The sequence below is a fragment of the Bacteroides clarus YIT 12056 genome, from assembly GCF_900129655.1.
Taxonomy (GTDB): Bacteria; Bacteroidota; Bacteroidia; order Bacteroidales; family Bacteroidaceae; genus Bacteroides; species Bacteroides clarus.
On the sequence record NZ_FQWK01000003.1, the window covers coordinates 524,827 to 542,343 of the forward strand.

A 17,517-nucleotide genomic window follows, 5' to 3' on the forward strand; every position below is an offset into this window, starting at 1 on the left:
ATTTTTGCGGCATGAAAGCCCTTTATATCCTATTCGGTACACTTTCTTTAATACTCGGCATCATCGGAGTTTTTCTTCCATTGCTGCCTACAACTCCATTTCTGTTACTTACAGCAGCTCTTTACGTCCGCAGTTCTCCCCGCCTCTACCATTGGCTGTTGCACCAAAAATATTTGGGAAACTATATCCGTAATTTCCGTGAGAATAAAGCTATTCCGTTAAGAGCTAAAATCATTTCCATATCACTTATATGGATAACAATTCTCAACTGCATCTTTTTCATAGCCCCCTATTGGTGGCTGAAAATATTATTGTTACTGATTGCAATAGGAACAAGTTACCATATCCTCTCTTTCAAAACACTGAAATAAAGTAAAGCCTTGCTTCTCAATTACGAATTACCCTGCTCCTCCAAGCGCCTCAAAGAATTCTCCCAATCCCTTACGGGCATCCGCAAGTTTATCCTCCCAATGCTTCACCGAATTCTGCCCGATGATATCGGTTACATACTTCACCGCGATGAACGGTGTATTTTTGGTACGGCACACCCATGCCTGGGCATAAGCTTCCATATCCACAACATCTCCTTTTACATCCGACAGTTCCGTCAGAAAAGTATCCCCCGTATTACATATTCCTTCGCCCTGCCAATGCAGGCAATAGCCTTTCCGAGCCAACAGTTCCGCCGAGTTTATCTCACATTCCATATCAAAATCAGTCAACTTCTGCATATCGCGGTCTATGAAATGACGGCATACGAAAATATCCCCCACCTGATGACGGACAGTACCTGCCGTACCCATATTGACAACTAAATCGGGCTGTGCGCGATTGATAGCTTCCGTAAGATAAAAAGCCGATTTCACCTTTCCTATTCCGGTGCGAAGATAGCCCACCTGCACTTCTTCTTCCCCTGTCAAACCGGGAAACTTCAATTCCGTAAATTCACCCTGAACGGCGTAAGTAACTAAAATTCTCATATTCTTTGATTCTTGTTTTATAATATACAAATTCAACACCTCCACGTACTCCGTCTTACCCGGTTTATCCAACTGCACAGATATGGTACACAAAGGTATACAATTAGTTCAGTATATAAATTAAATTATCCCACAAATTATTTTATGAAGATTTCAATACACACACAGAAAACCAATCTAAAGTTATTAAGGCAGTAATCTCCGATATTGCTACGGATTAATATCGGCCATACTATCACTTAAATAGTCCAAAGTTCCCTTTATCCCACATGACATAACCTCTTTTTCCCCTTATTTCAGTACATACGGAACATTTTTCTTTGAAAAGCTTTTGTAATCTCCAAGTTAATTGTATTTTTGTGTACAATTTTGGTGTAGTAATGACAGACGAAGAAAAGAAGCTATTAAGTACTTTTGAAGCCAGACTGCGGCATTTAATCTATCTGCATGATGAATTAAAACGCGAAAATGCTGAACTTAAGCAACTTCTCGAAGCTAAAGAGGAAGAATGCGAGAAAGTACGTGCCGATTACAAAGAGCTGGAAACAAACTACACAAACCTAAAAACAGCTACGACAATCAGCCTTAACGGCAGTGACGTAAAAGAGACGAAACTGCGATTGTCCAAATTAGTGCGTGAAGTCGATAAATGCATCGCTTTATTGAATGAATAAAAAAGAGGATGTATGAACGATAAGATAAAGATAAACCTGCAAATGGCAGGGGCCACCTATCCTCTCACCATCAATCGTGAGGACGAGGAAATAGTAAGGGAAGCTGCCAAACAGGTCAATATCCGGATCAATGCGTATCGGGAACACTATCAGAACATCTCTTCAGAGAGGATTATAGCCATGGTGGCTTATCAATTTGCTTTGGAGACCCTTCAGTTGAAAGACCGTAATGATACTGAGCCCTATACAGCCAAGATAAAAGAACTGACAGAAGTATTGGAATCCTATTTCAAGGAAGGATAAGGAAACAATTTTCTGTTCCGTTTTTACGAGAGAGATAATATCGCGCACTGTACAAAAGCCCCGTCCGGTAACGGACAGGCTTTTATGCAGTGCTTTTTATTTATATACTTAAAAACAAATTAATAAAATGACAGTAGTTACAATAGTAGTATCCATTGCCTGTTTCATCGTCGGCGGATTTGCTTCGTATATGTTCTTCAAGCATGGATTGAAGTCCAAATACGACAGCATCCTTAAAGAAGCCGAGGCTGAAGCGGAAGTGATTAAAAAGAATAAGTTGCTGGAAGTAAAGGAAAAATTCCTGAACAAGAAAGCGGATTTGGAGAAAGAGGTATCACTCCGTAACCAAAAGATACAGCAGGCAGAGAATAAGTTGAAACAACGCGAACTGGTACTGAACCAGCGTCAGGAAGAAATTCAGCGTAAGAAGATGGAAGCCGAGGCGGTGAAAGAGAATCTGGAAGCCCAATTGGTAATCGTTGACAAAAAGAAAGAGGAACTGGAACATATGCAACGCCAGGAAATCGAAAAGCTGGAAGCAATTTCAGGCCTTTCCGCCGAAGAAGCCAAAGAGCGTATGGTAGAATCCTTGAAGGAAGAAGCCAAGACGCAGGCGCAATCCTATATCAATGATATCATGGACGATGCCAAACTGACAGCAAGCAAAGAAGCCAAACGTATCGTTATACAGTCCATCCAACGTGTAGCGACAGAGACCGCTATCGAAAACTCCGTTACTGTATTCCACATCGAATCGGATGAAATCAAAGGACGCATCATCGGTCGTGAAGGACGTAACATCCGTGCGTTGGAAGCTGCCACCGGTGTGGAAATCGTTGTGGACGATACTCCGGAAGCCATCGTATTATCAGCCTTCGACCCGGTTCGCCGCGAAATTGCCCGTCTGGCATTGCACCAGCTGGTAACAGACGGACGTATCCATCCTGCACGTATCGAGGAAGTAGTAGCCAAAGTACGCAAGCAGGTGGAAGAGGAAATTATAGAAACCGGTAAACGTACTACCATAGACTTAGGTATTCATGGTCTGCATCCCGAGCTTATCCGTATCATCGGTAAGATGAAATACCGTTCGTCTTACGGTCAGAACCTGTTGCAACATGCCCGTGAAACAGCCAATTTATGTGCTGTAATGGCATCTGAGCTCGGTTTGAACCCCAAAAAGGCAAAACGTGCCGGATTGCTGCATGATATCGGTAAAGTGCCCGATGAAGAGCCGGAATTGCCGCACGCACTCTACGGTATGAAACTGGCAGAGAAATTCAAGGAAAAGCCGGATATTTGCAACGCTATCGGCGCTCACCACGATGAAGTGGAAATGACCAGTCTGCTGGCTCCTATCGTACAGGTATGCGACGCCATCTCAGGAGCGCGTCCGGGAGCCCGCCGCGAAATTGTAGAGGCCTATATCAAGCGTCTCAACGACCTTGAGCAACTGGCGATGTCTTATCCGGGCGTAACAAAGACCTACGCTATCCAGGCAGGCCGTGAATTGCGCGTCATCGTCGGTGCAGACAAGATTGACGATAAGGCGACAGAAAACCTTTCCGGTGAAATAGCCAAGAAGATACAGGATGAGATGACTTATCCGGGACAGGTGAAAATTACCGTTATCCGTGAGACACGTGCGGTAAGCTACGCTAAGTAAACAAAAGAATTAAAACCATGAGAGGAGCGTTGGCAACAGGCCATTCGCTCCTTTTTTATTTTATCCGCTTCCGGAGTTCACGGAGTTTTCTTATTTTTGTGACTATAAAAAGAGATAAAAGTCATGAAGGAATATTTATTTGAGGTTTGCGCAAACTCGGTAGAGAGCTGCATTGCCGCCCAAGCGGGTGGAACCGATCGGGTAGAGCTGTGCGCCGGAATACCCGAAGGGGGAACTACCCCTTCGTACGGTGATATTGTCATTGCAAGAGAAGTCCTGCAAAAAAACAAACTACATGTTATTATCCGTCCGCGCGGCGGTGATTTTCTATACTCTCCTATCGAACAACGCATCATGCTAAAGGACATAGACAATGCCCGCCGCTTAGGAGCAGACGGTGTTGTTTTAGGCTGTCTGACGGATGACGGAGAAATCGATATTCCGCTAATGAAGCAATTCATGGAAGCCGCTCAAGATATATCGGTCACTTTTCACCGGGCTTTCGATGTTTGCCGCAATCCGCAAAAAGCGCTGGAAGACATTATCAGTCTCGGATGCGACCGTATCCTGACCTCGGGACAGCAAGCCACAGCCGAACTGGGCATTCCCCTGTTGAAAGAACTGCAACAGCAGGCGGCAGGACGTATCACCTTGCTTGCCGGTTGTGGAGTAAATGAAACAAATATCGCACGTATAGCCCAAGAGACAGGTATCAACGAGTTTCATTTCTCGGCCAGAGAAACAGTAGCAAGCCGTATGCAATACCGCAAAGAACGGGTGCCGATGGGCGCAACCGTACAAATCAATGAATTTGAACGCAACGTGACAACTAAAGAACGGGTGAAAAAAACAATTGGAAAATTGAGAGCCGGGAGTTAAATCCCTCACCTACTTACAACTTACCAATCGTTTTCGTCAACTGCTCGCCCAATCCTATTGTATAACCTTGCGAGATAAAGACTACCCTGTTAAATGTATCCGCAATGATAAATACAGGTAAGGTTTCTTTATGTCTTAACTTCATCGTCTCCGCAATCTGAGATTGAATACCGTCCGTATCTATACCATAGATAACGGTAGAAGGTAAATCGGGAAAAGATTCTTGAACGAATTTCCCGGGCTGCGCCTCATTCGGGAAAAGCAATACCATCTTCCGTCCCCACTTTTCCAAATCTGTTTTGCAAGCGGCTATATCACGCAACGCATGGTTGGTAGGTTCCTGGTTAACTCCCAAGATTCCGACAACAAAGTACCCCCGTCCGCAGGCTTCCAACAGGCTTTGCTTGGAACTGGCCGCTTGCAGCGGAGTAAAGAGAGACTCCGAATTGAAATTACCTATCACCTGCACTTCATCCTTACTTTCACGTACCGCCAACTCGAGATGAGTCGTCTGCCCGGGTTTGATACTGAATTCCGTGATACGGGAAAGCACGCCGCCTTTTGCCAAACGGGTTCCGGTCACTAAAAGGTAATCTCCGCTATCCAATGATGTCCCTTTCCTCAACAGGCTGCTCCAAGTAGTGCCGCCGCCCATATCAAGGTCACCTTCATCGTAAGCCAACAACCGCAATTTCCCCTGCGGAGTTACTTTGGAAAGGGTGAAATGAGAATAATATTTGGGATCGTCCAAAGACTTGATAGGCGGATATTCAGCGACAAGCTTACCCTTCAGAGGAATAGTTTCCTCCATAGATACAAGGTCTTGCGGATTGCAGTCCAAATCGACATCTGTTGCGCCTTCCGCCCTTATCAGCTGTACCTTGCCCGTCACCTCGTCTATACGTGCAGGTATACCCATGCTACGCGCCATGGATACAAAGAAAATATCCCGGCTATGCGCATCCGCCAACCGCGCTCTCCACACGCCTTCGGGAGAAACAGGGTCGCCGCCTAAATTACAATTCTTATCCACACGGATGTTTTCCGCCACCCACTTCACCAATTTCATCGGCTGTGCCGCATAGGCTTCCATATCTGCTTTTGAAACGACTTTCTTGAAGAAACCTTTGTAGGGAGTCAGCATTTCGTTACTTACACGCGGGTTACGTACATAGTTACGGAAAGTCTCCGCATCGGTACGCACGCTGGAGAGCATATGGTCTATCAGTACTTCCAGACCGACATCCCGAAGGTCTTTAGCCGAAATCCGTTGCAAGAGGTCGATGCCGCCTTTCTTTGACTTATCAGAGCGCAAACGGGTCATAAAGTCACAAATTACCTTATGATTGCCGCGGGAAGCAACCAATATCTTCGCGACGGCCTCCTCATCCAGCTTATATTTACGGGCAAAGGCGCGCGCCGAATCCTCGGTCATAAATGTCGCCGTATAGGCATTACGGATAGAATCTTCCTGCGCCAGCCGCCAATCATTCCCAGCGCGTTGCTCCGGTGTCACTTCGGGCAGATTGGCTGTTTCCGGTGGCGGTACGATATCTATATCCATGGCAAAAGCATCGCCCTTCTTTTTATCAAGTTTCACCGTCAGTTCCGATTGCCTGCCGAAAGAGAGTTTGGCAAAACCGAAGCATCCGTCCTTCGATGCCCACACCAACATATCTCCCTTTCCTGCGGTCAATCCACAAGTGCCGCCGGCAGAGGTATATTTGGTAGCCACCGTATAGAATTCCGCATAATTGTAAAGTTTGAATTCCACACAGGCGCTATCCACGGGCGTACCGTCCGCATTCACTACGGTTACGGAAGCTTTTGCAGCAGGTGCATAATTGTCAATCACATTGATTTCGGTGTAAGTGGGAGTAACGGACATTATCTCTTCCTCCCCCTCATAGCGTCCAAAAACTTTTGTATGCATCAGCATCCCCCGACTGGCAGGCGCATTGAACCACCCGAGATTAAGAACCGGTTCGGGCTCGCAAGCTCCCAAGAAATGCCATTTACCGTCTGCCCATGCCTCCACCCACGCATGATTATCATCGGTATGAGCCCAACGGGGCGTATATACCTGACGTGCCGGAATACCTACCGAACGGAGTGCGGCAACCAAAAATGTTGATTCCTCCCCGCAACGGCCGTAAGCCGTACGTACCGTTGCCAGAGGCGAACTCGTACGCGCATCGGAAGGCATATAAATGGCTTTCTCATGGCACCAGTGGTTCACTTCCAAAATGGCATCCCGCAAAGAAAGAGATTTCACCCGGTCTTTCAGCTCCTTATAGAATACGACGCGGGCGCTGTCCAAATGCTCATTATTCACCCTCACCGGAAGAACAAAATGCCTGAATACATCTTCAGGGATAATCTTTCCCCAAGGCATTTCATCGGCAGCCCGCCGAGAAGCACGTACATTCATCAAGTGAAACTCTCCGGAGTAATCCGCAATATCCGCCAAGGGCATATAAGCATAAAGAAACTCCAAAGCCTCACGCTCGTAAGCAGTGAGAGAAGCATCGAATACGGCAAACAAGTCTCCTTGCGGCATCAAAGTCTTTTTCTTTTGAAAATCTTGCTCCACACGCGAGCGATAAGCGGCATCCGTCATGAAATGAGAATCGCCGCAAGCAGCCAGCAAACACAGCAAGCCGATTATGCCGGAAAGAAGAGTGGTACGTTTCATAAGGTACATATCATTAAGGTTGAGCTGCAAAAGTAACATAAATCACGTGCAAAAGAAAATTTATTTATCCCGAATGTATTATCGAGGCGGCATCTTCCCTAAACCATCCTTCGTATTGCCGGAGAAACCGAACGCTCCGGGAAGATATCGTTTCCCTCCTAAGAAATCCCCTTATCCTCCGAAGATATGTTCCCGTAAAGGGAGGGACTCATCCCTGCCACCTCTTTCCGATCACGTACCAACCGCACGTTCCGCCATATATTTGTAATACCCGGATAGCAAAACGATGTGTTTTTTAAGAAAATGAAAGGGTAGACGCAAATTTTTATGTTATAAAACATACTTCTCGCGAACATTTTGTATCTTTGCAGCGTTAATAAGAGAGAAAACAATAAAAGATGTTTAATCGCTTTCCGAAACGCGGAAGGCAAAAAAGAAGACGATTATGAAAAAGAATGCAAATGAAATTTTTATGTTACAGTACCGTATCAAACGCTATCAAGCAATGGGTAACGGAGCTATGTGCCAAACCTTAAACGGCAAACTACAAAAACTGCTGGCAAAGCAAGCCACCATGACCATGTAAATCACACCTTTAAATAAAATGAACGAGGGCGGGAAATTTTTCAGTTTCCCGCCCTCTTCTTTTATCGGTCTTCTGCCTATGCAAGGCAGCATGCTTACGCCTCCACAATATCTTTTCCAAAAGGAGCCAATGCCAAAGCGGCAAGTTTGAAATGCTGCATACCGAAAGGAATGCCTATGACAGTGATGCACAGCAATATGCCAAACCCCAAATGTGAAAGGCAAATCCATATTCCACCCAGAAAAATCCACAGCACATTCATCAGTATATACAGACACCCGCCGGAGCGTACTCCGCTACGCACATCCTTGCCGAAAGGCCACAAAGCAAGGCCTGCCATTTTCATTGTCTGCATGCCGAAAGGAATACCGACGATTGTAATCATCATTAACAAACTGGCTATCATATACTCCACCGCGGTAAAAATACCGCCGAATACCAGCCACAAAATATTCATCAGACATCCCATTGTATTACGTTTTTATGTTCGACATTGCAAAGATAATATTCTTTCTTCCTTATTCATTGGATTCCCAGTCACTAAATTCAAAACTCAGCTGCTCCCAGACACCTTTTTCATCACTTTCTTCACGAGGATTGGAAACGGAAAGCCCTATCAGGCGGATGGGATGATGTTCGTAATCGACTTCCTTCAAAAGTTGCTTTGCCAAAGGCAGAATCACATCAAGGGCAATCAACTCTTTGGACTGCGTGATGCTGCGGGTGATTTGGCTGAAGTCATGAAACTTGATTTTCAGCGTCAATGTATTTCCCCGGAAGTTCTTATGTTCCAAACGGCCTGCCAGTTCCACCGCGGTATGATACAATTCGATAATCACCGACGCCTGCCGGTTGATATCTTTTTCCAAAGTATGTTCGCACCCGATGGACTTGCGAACGCGTACCGCCTCTACCGGACGAAGGTCTATCCCACGGGCAAAATCATAATAGATACTTCCTACTTTCCCGAACTCGCGCAGCAGCATTGCTTGCGAACAGGCGCGCAGCTGTTCTCCATTGTGTATCCCCAAAGCATGCATTTTCCTTGCCGTCACCGGTCCTACTCCCCAGAAACTTTCTATCGGCAAACGTGCTATAAACCCCAAAGCCTGGTCGGGATGAATGGTGCACAAGCCATCCGGCTTACGGTAATCGGATGCTATTTTGGCAAGGAATTTATTATAGGAAATTCCCGCAGACGCCACCAAGCTCAGCCTTTCACGTACTTTCCGTTTTATTTCTTTGGCTATATCCACAGCCAGGGGCATACCCGGCTTGTTTTCCGTCACATCCAGAAAAGCCTCATCCAAAGAGATAGGCTCTATGATATCCGTATACTCATGGAAAATCTCATGTATCCGGCGGGATACCGATTTATACATATCCATGCGTCCCGGAATGAAAATAAGCTGCGGACACAACCGCTTCGCTTTCTGTGACGACATGGCCGAACGCACCCCGAACCGGCGGGCTTCATAGCTGGCGGCAGCCACCACGCCCCGTTCCTCGGCATGCCCCACTGCCACAGGCTTGCCACGCAGTTCCGGATTATCGCGCTGTTCCACAGATGCGTAAAAAGCGTCCATATCGATATGTATAATCTTCCGTTCGGCCATCATCGTACCAACTACCGGTACAAAGATACACTATTTTTTGTTCATCCGAAGTATACGTCGGTAGACATAAATAAAAGCGGGAATGAGGAACAAATCCGCGAAAATCCAAGCGGTCGGGTCACCGAAGCAAACGGCGATGTAGCCGAATGCCGGCACCGCCAGCAAGCTGACCAGAATACGGGCTATCATTTCGGAAACGCCCGAAAGCATAGCCAGATTGGTGTAGCCCGCTCCTTGAATCGTGTAGCGCAGGATACAAAGCAACCCCAGTATCGGGAAGAAAGAGACAGATATATGCAGAAAAAGTTCCGCATCTCTCAGTATTTCCACTTCCGAAGCCTCTACAAACAGCAGAGCGAACGTTCTGGCTCCGAGCATCAGCACCGCGAAAGTGAACGCCCAGTAGACAATCATCATCAGAGCGCTTGCCTTGACACCCTGCCATATACGTTCGGGCTTGCCCGCACCGTAGTTCTGTCCGCTATAAGTGGCCATCGCCATACCCAGGCTTTCGAAGGGACACATAAAGAACATCTTGATACGCATGGCAGCCGTAAAAGCCGCTACACACGCCGTACCCAACGCGTTGTTGGCGCTCTGCAGCATGATACTGCCGATAGCGGTGATGGAAAACTGCAACCCCATAGGCACTCCGATATACATCAGCGTACGCGCCAGCGCGCCGTCGAATTTACGTTCGGCAGGAGTAGTTCTCAGAATTTCAAAACGCTTCATCATATAGATGTAACACAGCGCCGCCGAAACTCCCTGGGAAAAGACCGTAGCGATCGCCGCTCCCGCCACGCCCCAGTCCAAAACAAGGATACAAAACAAGTCGAGCAGAATATTCAGGACGGTGGAAAAAAGCAGAAACCAAAACGGCGTCTTGCTATCCCCCAAAGCACGTATAATGCTGGACAACAAATTATAGAAGAAAGTACAGGGAACACCTATAAAAGTGACAAGCAGATAATAATAAGCTCCGGTAAAGATATTCTCCGGTGTACGCATCATGCGCAGAATATCCGCGCAATAAACGCTTGTGACCACGGCAAGCACCACCGACATTACCACGGCCAATTGCAGACTGACCGCCACATAACGGCGCATCGTAACATAATCCCTCGCCCCGAACTTCTGCGCCACCGGAATGCCGAACCCGCCGCAACATCCGTTGCAAAAACCGAGTATCAGGAATATGACCGATGTACTCGCCCCGACAGAAGCCAGCGCATTTATCCCCAAAAACTTACCGACAATCGCAGCATCCACCAAAGAATAGGTCTGTTGCAGCAAATTACCCAGCAATAAAGGCAAAGTGAAATTGAATATCAGCGGAAGAGCCCGTCCTTCCGTCATTTCTCTTGATGTCGCCATACAATCTAATCCCCCGAAAGTCGGTGCAAAATTAGTAAAAGAAATGCTGGCGGAAATTGATGCATATCAAAAGATGCGGAAAATCCCGAGAGTGATTCGACATGTTTATTCAGACAGAAAACAGTCGCTTACAAGCCGGTCGTTTTCTTCAGTACGGAGCTATGAGCCAGATAGTCGGGAGCCCCGGCGTAGATATACATCACGCTCCCTCCTTTAATGGCGTCGATGATAGGACGGCTGAGTTTTTGCGGGACAGCCGGACAGCCGAAACTCCGTCCCAAACGTCCTCCCCTGCTTGCCACCGAAGGATCGGCATAGGCAGCTCCGTGCATCACAATGGCGCGCTCACGGGCACGGTCGTTGATACCCTTTTCCAACCCGTTCAGGATAAGGGAATATCCGTTCCTCCCCTGATAGGTCGTCTCCGTCAGGTAGAAGCCCAAGGAGCTTTTGTAAGAACCGTATTCGTTGGAAAATGAGGTGGCATACTTGTCACCGCTGTTTTTGCCATGCGCAACGACCGAGGAAAAAAGCAGCTTCCGCCGCCCCATATCGAATACAAACAGACGTTGCTCGGTAGAAGGACGGGAGAAATCAATCAGAGTGAGCACATCCCGTTTACGGCCTGCTATTTTATGATACCCCGTTACCGCCTGACGGAAAGCGTTCCAACTCACCACTCCTTCCAGTTGCATGGAACGGTACAGCTCTGCGCATGCCGCCGATTCCACCGCCGGCGCAACATCAGGCTTATCCGGCACACCGGTGGCAGGCTTGCTTCCCAAAAACAGGAAACAAGGAAAAAACAGGAATAAAAAAGACAAGCAAACTCGCAACATAAATATCCGACCTGAGAAAATATCGGCGGCAAAGTTAGCACTTTCCGTCCATACACCTATCACACAGATAGTTAAAAAGAGAGGTATTATTCGATAACAACCACTAAAGATCGTTCCGCCGGCGCCCAGTCGAACACAAACTTTGCATGCGAAGTAGCATTGCGCACGCACATATGCGAACGCGGCGTAGTGCCCAACGACCAGCTATACTCAATCATCGCCGTACGCGGCACATTCACCGGCACTCCATGAATATAGGCACCGTTGGTAAAGCGGCTGGCATAGGGTGCATACCCGCCCGTTGCCGTAGAGCCGTCTTTCAGAAAAACCATACGCGACTTTTTTTGCTGAAGCAAATACATCCCCAGCGGCGTTTCCTGCGCATAGGGCGGCGCATGCCGTCCCGTGGTGGCAGGATTCATGCTGCGGATTTTCCATTCGCCTTTATCCATGCGCTCCAGCGTGGCGATATTCTGGTCAAGCCGGTCTACGAAAATGACATGATGAAAGACGGTACTGTCCGCCAGCTCTCTCAGATAACGATGAGGTACCAGCCATTCATCTTCCAGCGTAATAGGAAGAATACGGTCGAAACCGCCTTCCGTACCCAGCAGATAAGCCAATGTCCCATCCCTGCCATAGCGTTCGGGGACCAACGTATCTCCCGGCAGATACAAGGGAACGGACTGATAACGTTCCACTCCGAGTGTGTCCGCCACGCGGCGATAGGCATTACGCACAAACTTGCGGACTAAAGGGGCTTCCCGATTCAGATTCTTATAATTCTGCAATACCGCCCACTTCACGCCGTCCCGTTGCATGTTCTCTATATAAGCCAGACAATTACGGATTACATCCCATTTGAACGAACGCACGGTATCCTTGTACGGATAGGTATCTTCCAGCGTATACGTATCGTAAAGCAAGTCTTTGGTCAGCGCTATATCGGCTGCCGTCAGCAACTTCTCCCTGAAAGGCGTTTCCACCACAGGCACAACGGTATCAACAGGTTCCGATACCCGCGCGACAGGAGATGAAGCGTGGTCTTGACGCCCGTTACATCCTGCAAGCACCATGTATGCAGCCACAGCGGCAAAGAGGAAGAATCGTTTCATAAAGATGAATTTAAGTTCGTAATCGGGTTCAGAATCTTCATGAATACCTGACTCTACGAACAAAGATATAATTTTTTCTTACGTCTACAACGATTTTCCCCCGATAATTGTTGTGCCCCGCAGCGCATTTCAGGCAGGGGGATACCTAAGTATATGACCGAGGTACCCTGAAGGTACGGCTGAGACACCCTGAAGGTACGACTGAGATACCCCTAAGGGTACGACTGAGGTACCCTGAAGGTACAGTCGAGATACCCTGTGAATACGACCGAGATACCCCGAGGATATGCCCCGGAGTATCTCGGTATGCGACCGGGAAACCGCAGTTTACCCGAAACGCTCATTAATACTTACATTCTTTGATTACCTCAATCAGCTTGCCGAAGTCTTCCGGATACACATCGCCGATATTACCGATACGGAACGTGTCCGCCTGGGAAATCTTGCCCGGATAAATCACAAAGCCCCTTTCCTTGAGCTGCGCATAAAACGATGTGAAATCGAAGTCCGCATTCGGATAGAGGAAAGAGGTAATAACCGGAGACTGTATTTCATCAGGAAGCAAAGTCTTGAAGCCGAGTGAGCGCATTCCTTTTACCAGTACGTCATGATTCGCACAATATCTTTCGTGGCGTGCCTCTACCCCGCCCTCTTCCAGCAATTCATCCATGGCCTGTTTAAAAGCTCTCACCACATGGGTAGGCGATGTAAAGCGCCACTTTCCATGCCCTTTTTCCATTGTTTCCCACTGATCGTAAATATCGAGCGACAGAGATTTGGAAACGCCTTTACAGTGCGCCAACTCCGACTTGCGGGCAATAATAAAGCCGAAGCCCGGTACTCCCTGAATACACTTATTGGAACTGCTGATAAGGAAATCGATACCCAGCTCCTGCACATCCAAAGGTACACCGCCAAAGCTGCTCATGGCATCTACAATCAGTTTCTTGCCGTGCATCTTTACAATATGGGCAATCTCCTTCAACGGATTCAGCACCCCGGTAGTGGTTTCACAATGCACTACCGACACATGCGTAATCTCCGCATTATGCGCCAAATAATCATCCACATAGTCGACAGATACCTGCTCCGTCTCATCAAAGGCCAGCATATCGTAGTCGATGCCGTGATATTCGGCTATATTTCCCATACGGTCACCGTAGGCTCCGTTACTTAAAATAAGAAGCTTGTCACCCGGCTTAACAGTACTTCCGATAACGGCTTCCACACAATAGGTTCCGCTGCCTTGCAAAAGAATGGAAGTATATTCATCAGTCCGCTTTGTGGCAAGCGCAACGAGGGATTTGCGGATTTCTTCCACGATATGCACGTTATAATCCGCATCCCATGTACACCAATCGGTGAGCATGGCTTCTTTTACGGTTTCGGAAGTAGTGAGAGGCCCGGGGGTCAATAAAATGTAAGGTTTCATATTCTTGGTATTTTAAAGTTATTAATATCATCTATCACGGCGGGAAGTTCTTCAACGGAGTCTATTACATAATGGGCTCCGGCAGCCAGCATACGGCGGCGGACATCCTGCTTGCGGATTGTCAATTCGGCGGCGGGCAAAGCATTCACTTCTTCCAGGGTCAGCCCCAGTTCGTTGCTGCCAAGTATGACGCCTACCGTCCAGACTTTGGCATTCACTCCCTCTTTGATGTCGGCAATCGTATCGCCTACTTTCACTACACAGTCTGCCGAAGGCACGGCAAGCTCCGTCATGTTCTTATAAATCATATAAGGAGCGGGACGGCCGGCAGGCAGTCCGTCGGGAGTGACACAATTGTCAACCACATATCCGCGGGCTGCGGCGGCAGGCAATACGACATCCATCATTGCACGGTTATAACCGGTAGTAGAGCCTATCTTAATCCCTTGCGCACGCAATCCCGATATTGTTTCGACCACACCGGGAACGGGTGTCGTATAGTCTTCCAGGGATGCAAACAACACACGCTGAAAATCCGCATAGCGCGCCAATATATCTTCCTCGGTATACGGACGGCCGTATTTCTTTTCAAACTCGTTTCTTACACGGTCGATATGGAACAAAGCGCGTATTTCCTCTACTTTGGTCAGCCCCATGTGGGCACGTGTCTCAGCAGCCGTTACCGGAGTGCCTATCACATTAAAACTCTCAATGAAAGCGGCGACCGGAGCGAAACAGCCGTAATCGACTGCCGTGCCTGCCCAATCCATGATAATACATTCAATTTTCTTCATAATTTATATCTTACTGTTATTTTTCCTGTCTGCTTATTTTGCCATATCCGGAAGAAGTTCCAATGAAACACGCTTACCGGATAAACCACCCGCCGGATGAGGTGTATCGAATTCCTCGCCGGAAGTTTCCGCATATTTCTCACGGCGATAACGCTGTACCAGATAAATTGCCGAACCGATAAACGCAACGCCGCACGCTATACCTACATAACCGGACATCAGATTGTAAAAGTCCAGCCAATTGACGGCAGGATTAAAGAATTCCTTGAATACCAGTACCACCACCGTACCCGTATAACCAATGAAATCCAGTGTAATAATGAAAAAGCCCACATTCCCTTTTATCTTGAAGCAAGCGATGAAGCGCTCGAAAAAGAGTGTCTGGAAACTAAGGTAGACTGTGTAGAGCGACAAGCTTTGGAGAAACAGCCACATCATAGGCGGCAACCGCAAAGCCGAATAATTGAAAGCCATGAAACTTAACGCGGCCGTGCCGCAAGTAACCAGTCCCAATAGCAGGCACAGTACCTTTATGTTGCTCCTTACCATTGACATCAACCCGAACATGCACAGAATGATTAATGTAACCGTCGCGTCTACCCGGGCAAACGCCCACGAAGAAAGTCCCGCAGCATTGATATCGAGTATCTTCACCAGAAAATCCTCTTTGATGTCCTGCAATACCGTAATGAACAGGTTGGCGAAGAACAGCATTATCAGTACAGGCATAAAGCTCTTGAACAGATTCAGGCGGGCTTTGCTGTCCAACGTAACCCTTTCCGTGCGCAGTTCCTTGTCAGCCTGCGTAGGCTGGGGCATCCGCGTCATCAGCCACCCCAAAAAGGATAAAAGCGGAAAAGCGAACGCTCCGATAAAAGCAGGCATCCAGAATTCACTGATATGCAAGTTATCCATCACAAAAAGTCCGGTCGACTTTGCGGTGCCCGAGCTGATAGCGATGCTCAGTCCCATAAGGCTGGCCAGCAAATCCGTTACCCGCCTCCCTTCCAGAAAACTGAAAATCACTCCCCACATGCATCCCAAAGAAAGCCCGTTGAAGAACAGGGCGAATACATTGAAAGGCTGCGGAAGCGCTCCGAAAAGAACGAGGGACAGTTCGGCGACCGCGACCGAAAGGATAATAAACTTCAGCCGGTTTTCTTTCTTCAGCTCAGAAATCACTTTGATGCCTATCAGTTTGGAAATAAAATAACCGGATATCTGTATAATACTGGTCGCAGTCTTATAGTCCATCCCGAAAAAGTCGAGTCCGTCGAAAGTTGCGGCGGTAAACGGCTTGCGCAATGCATATACCAAAGAATAAGAAAGCAGTGCCGCCCCGCCCGCCCAAAGAATAAACAGGGCATCAGACAATTTCTTGTTGGAAGCAACGGCTTCTTTTTTACCGGTTATCGTATTCATAATATCTATCTTGTTTTTGATTCCGGCAGCAAAAGTAAGGCAGCTTTTCAACAGCAAAAATGAATTTCCATTATTAATAATATTCATGAAACCAGCATTTTATAATGTAACATTAATGCAATATTAATGTAATGAAAGCATAACACCACGTGATTTTCTTTGCAGACATTTTAAGTAAACAGCCAGTAACCCGCAACGATATGAACGAACTGCCGGAAATATACAAACGCATTGAGTACCTGCGCAACAAAGGTGTAAAGATGAAAGAGATAGCCGACCATACCAATATGGCGGCAAGCGTATTGTCCTCGCTCTACTCAAGCGTATTGCCCACCTATATCGGGTGCATTAAAAAAGGTAATAATGAAGAAGAAGCACTGGACTATGCGCTGTCGCAAGTGAACAATGTGTCGAAAAAACGCCTTCTCGGTAATCTGAAAGAATTAAAAGAGCGACTGTACGAACTGGAACCCGCCGCTGCCACCGGACAGAAAGAGAATCCCTTTCTGGACATGATATCGGAAGAAATGCTCCGCTCAGTGCAAGACGCGTACAATTATAGCGGCATATACATCAGTTACAGCCTTTCTTCCTCAACCAACGCCCTGAAAGTGGAGCCTTACCTTATCACGACATCCGAAAACAACGATTATGTCAAGGTCATACACATGAGCGCCTACAACACTACCCACTTCGGCACAGGTATCTTCAGCAATCATCAGAATTCCTACATTATGTTCAACGAACGGGAATCTCCGCAAATGGCCTTATTCACAATCTATCTGCAACTGCCCATGTACGATTTCCCGCACATGCTCAAAGGCCTCTACCTCTGTCTGGATTATAACCGCAACCCGATAGCCCGAAGAATCATCTTCATCAAATACTCGGACAGCACCAACATGGATGACTTTCTGGAGCTGAAGGGCGCTATCATCCCTAAAGAAGAACTGACGGAAGAGCAAATACCTTATTATAATTATACCTGCCAACCGGGCGATTATATCAAAACCTGCTCTGTCCCCTCTCCCCTTCTCAATGAAAAGGATTTGGAAAGAGAAAAGAAAATGCTTGAAATCTGAATATTATCCAGAGTAACGTAACTTTGCAACTTGGTTGCATTTCCCATTGCCTATCTT

17 protein-coding genes are annotated in these 17,517 nt (G+C 47.3%); 7 read left to right on the forward strand and 10 right to left on the reverse strand.

Features of this window, described 5'->3' with window-relative positions; all coding sequences use genetic code 11:
* The first annotated feature begins 11 nt into the window (after positions 1 to 11).
* Entirely contained in the window at positions 12 to 371 is a 360-nt protein-coding gene (locus BUB52_RS07060) for a YbaN family protein (RefSeq protein ID WP_009121294.1), read from the forward strand.
* A gap of 27 nt (positions 372 to 398) precedes the next feature.
* On the opposite strand, the gene BUB52_RS07065 is transcribed toward BUB52_RS07060, so the two are convergent.
* Entirely contained in the window at positions 399 to 980 is a 582-nt protein-coding gene (locus BUB52_RS07065; protein WP_039950537.1) for a 5'-methylthioadenosine/S-adenosylhomocysteine nucleosidase family protein, read from the reverse strand.
* A 380-nt stretch (positions 981 to 1,360) separates the two neighbouring features.
* Between BUB52_RS07065 and BUB52_RS07070 the strand changes: the two genes are divergently transcribed.
* The 4 genes from BUB52_RS07070 to BUB52_RS07085 all read left to right on the forward strand — a co-directional run bounded on the left by BUB52_RS07070 (position 1,361) and on the right by BUB52_RS07085 (position 4,502).
* Positions 1,361 to 1,654 (forward strand): hypothetical protein, encoded by a 294-nt coding sequence (locus BUB52_RS07070; protein WP_009121292.1) that lies wholly within the window; start codon positions 1,361 to 1,363, stop codon positions 1,652 to 1,654.
* A gap of 12 nt (positions 1,655 to 1,666) precedes the next feature.
* Positions 1,667 to 1,957, forward strand: coding sequence for a cell division protein ZapA (locus BUB52_RS07075; protein ID WP_009121291.1), 291 nt, complete (start codon positions 1,667 to 1,669; stop codon positions 1,955 to 1,957).
* A gap of 127 nt (positions 1,958 to 2,084) precedes the next feature.
* Positions 2,085 to 3,623 (forward strand): ribonuclease Y, encoded by a 1,539-nt coding sequence (rny, locus tag BUB52_RS07080; protein ID WP_009121290.1) that lies wholly within the window; start codon positions 2,085 to 2,087, stop codon positions 3,621 to 3,623.
* A gap of 123 nt (positions 3,624 to 3,746) precedes the next feature.
* Positions 3,747 to 4,502 (forward strand): copper homeostasis protein CutC, encoded by a 756-nt coding sequence (locus tag BUB52_RS07085; protein ID WP_009121288.1) that lies wholly within the window; start codon positions 3,747 to 3,749, stop codon positions 4,500 to 4,502.
* A 13-nt stretch (positions 4,503 to 4,515) separates the two neighbouring features.
* On the opposite strand, the gene BUB52_RS07090 is transcribed toward BUB52_RS07085, so the two are convergent.
* Entirely contained in the window at positions 4,516 to 7,197 is a 2,682-nt protein-coding gene (locus BUB52_RS07090; RefSeq protein WP_039950536.1) for a transglutaminase family protein, read from the reverse strand.
* Between the two features lie 445 nt (positions 7,198 to 7,642).
* On the opposite strand from BUB52_RS07090, the gene BUB52_RS15750 reads away from it, so the two are divergent.
* Positions 7,643 to 7,783 carry a hypothetical protein gene (locus BUB52_RS15750; protein WP_009121286.1) on the forward strand — a complete coding sequence of 47 codons (141 nt, stop codon included), beginning with the start codon at positions 7,643 to 7,645 and terminating at the stop codon, positions 7,781 to 7,783.
* Between the two features lie 94 nt (positions 7,784 to 7,877).
* Here the strand turns inward: BUB52_RS15750 and BUB52_RS07095 are convergent, their stop codons facing one another.
* From BUB52_RS07095 to BUB52_RS07130, 8 genes are all read right to left on the reverse strand, one after another.
* A complete protein-coding gene (locus BUB52_RS07095) occupies positions 7,878 to 8,252 on the reverse strand; it encodes a YccF domain-containing protein (protein WP_009121285.1) in 375 nt (124 codons plus the stop codon).
* Positions 8,253 to 8,301: 49 nt separating this feature from the next.
* Positions 8,302 to 9,399: a DNA polymerase IV gene (gene dinB, locus BUB52_RS07100; RefSeq protein ID WP_039950467.1), complete on the reverse strand. Its 1,098-nt coding sequence runs from the start codon at positions 9,397 to 9,399 to the stop codon at positions 8,302 to 8,304.
* A 30-nt stretch (positions 9,400 to 9,429) separates the two neighbouring features.
* On the reverse strand, positions 9,430 to 10,776 hold the full coding sequence (locus BUB52_RS07105) for an MATE family efflux transporter (protein ID WP_009121283.1): 1,347 nt from the start codon (positions 10,774 to 10,776) through the stop codon (positions 9,430 to 9,432).
* Positions 10,777 to 10,904: 128 nt separating this feature from the next.
* Positions 10,905 to 11,615 (reverse strand): murein L,D-transpeptidase catalytic domain family protein, encoded by a 711-nt coding sequence (locus BUB52_RS07110; RefSeq protein WP_039950465.1) that lies wholly within the window; start codon positions 11,613 to 11,615, stop codon positions 10,905 to 10,907.
* An 86-nt stretch (positions 11,616 to 11,701) separates the two neighbouring features.
* Positions 11,702 to 12,730, reverse strand: a complete 1,029-nt coding sequence (locus BUB52_RS07115; protein WP_022217738.1) for a L,D-transpeptidase — start codon at positions 12,728 to 12,730, stop codon at positions 11,702 to 11,704.
* Between the two features lie 343 nt (positions 12,731 to 13,073).
* Positions 13,074 to 14,162 carry a 2-aminoethylphosphonate--pyruvate transaminase gene (locus BUB52_RS07120; RefSeq protein ID WP_009121279.1) on the reverse strand — a complete coding sequence of 363 codons (1,089 nt, stop codon included), beginning with the start codon at positions 14,160 to 14,162 and terminating at the stop codon, positions 13,074 to 13,076.
* The gene (gene phnX / locus BUB52_RS07125; protein WP_009121278.1) at positions 14,159 to 14,956 is read right to left on the reverse strand and encodes a phosphonoacetaldehyde hydrolase; all 798 of its coding nucleotides are present in this window, start codon (positions 14,954 to 14,956) and stop codon (positions 14,159 to 14,161) included. Before phnX ends, BUB52_RS07120 begins: the two co-directional genes overlap by 4 nt.
* Positions 14,957 to 14,989: 33 nt before the next feature.
* Positions 14,990 to 16,465: a DUF5690 family protein gene (locus BUB52_RS07130; protein ID WP_009121277.1), complete on the reverse strand. Its 1,476-nt coding sequence runs from the start codon at positions 16,463 to 16,465 to the stop codon at positions 14,990 to 14,992.
* A 113-nt stretch (positions 16,466 to 16,578) separates the two neighbouring features.
* Here BUB52_RS07130 and BUB52_RS07135 point away from each other — a divergent pair, with 113 nt between their 5' ends.
* Positions 16,579 to 17,460, forward strand: a complete 882-nt coding sequence (locus BUB52_RS07135) for a hypothetical protein (RefSeq protein ID WP_022217740.1) — start codon at positions 16,579 to 16,581, stop codon at positions 17,458 to 17,460.
* Positions 17,461 to 17,517 lie beyond the last annotated feature (57 nt).

Coding starts and splice junctions, on each gene's coding strand:
- BUB52_RS07060 (WP_009121294.1), top strand. CDS start 12: ATGAAAGCCCTTTATATCCTATTCGGTACACTTTCTTTAATACTCGGC.
- BUB52_RS07065 (WP_039950537.1), bottom strand. CDS start 980: ATGAGAATTTTAGTTACTTACGCCGTTCAGGGTGAATTTACGGAATTG.
- BUB52_RS07070 (WP_009121292.1), top strand. CDS start 1,361: ATGACAGACGAAGAAAAGAAGCTATTAAGTACTTTTGAAGCCAGACTG.
- BUB52_RS07075 (WP_009121291.1), top strand. CDS start 1,667: ATGAACGATAAGATAAAGATAAACCTGCAAATGGCAGGGGCCACCTAT.
- rny (WP_009121290.1), top strand. CDS start 2,085: ATGACAGTAGTTACAATAGTAGTATCCATTGCCTGTTTCATCGTCGGC.
- BUB52_RS07085 (WP_009121288.1), top strand. CDS start 3,747: ATGAAGGAATATTTATTTGAGGTTTGCGCAAACTCGGTAGAGAGCTGC.
- BUB52_RS07090 (WP_039950536.1), bottom strand. CDS start 7,197: ATGAAACGTACCACTCTTCTTTCCGGCATAATCGGCTTGCTGTGTTTG.
- BUB52_RS15750 (WP_009121286.1), top strand. CDS start 7,643: ATGAAAAAGAATGCAAATGAAATTTTTATGTTACAGTACCGTATCAAA.
- BUB52_RS07095 (WP_009121285.1), bottom strand. CDS start 8,252: ATGGGATGTCTGATGAATATTTTGTGGCTGGTATTCGGCGGTATTTTT.
- dinB (WP_039950467.1), bottom strand. CDS start 9,399: ATGGCCGAACGGAAGATTATACATATCGATATGGACGCTTTTTACGCA.
- BUB52_RS07105 (WP_009121283.1), bottom strand. CDS start 10,776: ATGGCGACATCAAGAGAAATGACGGAAGGACGGGCTCTTCCGCTGATA.
- BUB52_RS07110 (WP_039950465.1), bottom strand. CDS start 11,615: ATGTTGCGAGTTTGCTTGTCTTTTTTATTCCTGTTTTTTCCTTGTTTC.
- BUB52_RS07115 (WP_022217738.1), bottom strand. CDS start 12,730: ATGAAACGATTCTTCCTCTTTGCCGCTGTGGCTGCATACATGGTGCTT.
- BUB52_RS07120 (WP_009121279.1), bottom strand. CDS start 14,162: ATGAAACCTTACATTTTATTGACCCCCGGGCCTCTCACTACTTCCGAA.
- phnX (WP_009121278.1), bottom strand. CDS start 14,956: ATGAAGAAAATTGAATGTATTATCATGGATTGGGCAGGCACGGCAGTC.
- BUB52_RS07130 (WP_009121277.1), bottom strand. CDS start 16,465: ATGAATATTATTAATAATGGAAATTCATTTTTGCTGTTGAAAAGCTGC.
- BUB52_RS07135 (WP_022217740.1), top strand. CDS start 16,579: ATGAACGAACTGCCGGAAATATACAAACGCATTGAGTACCTGCGCAAC.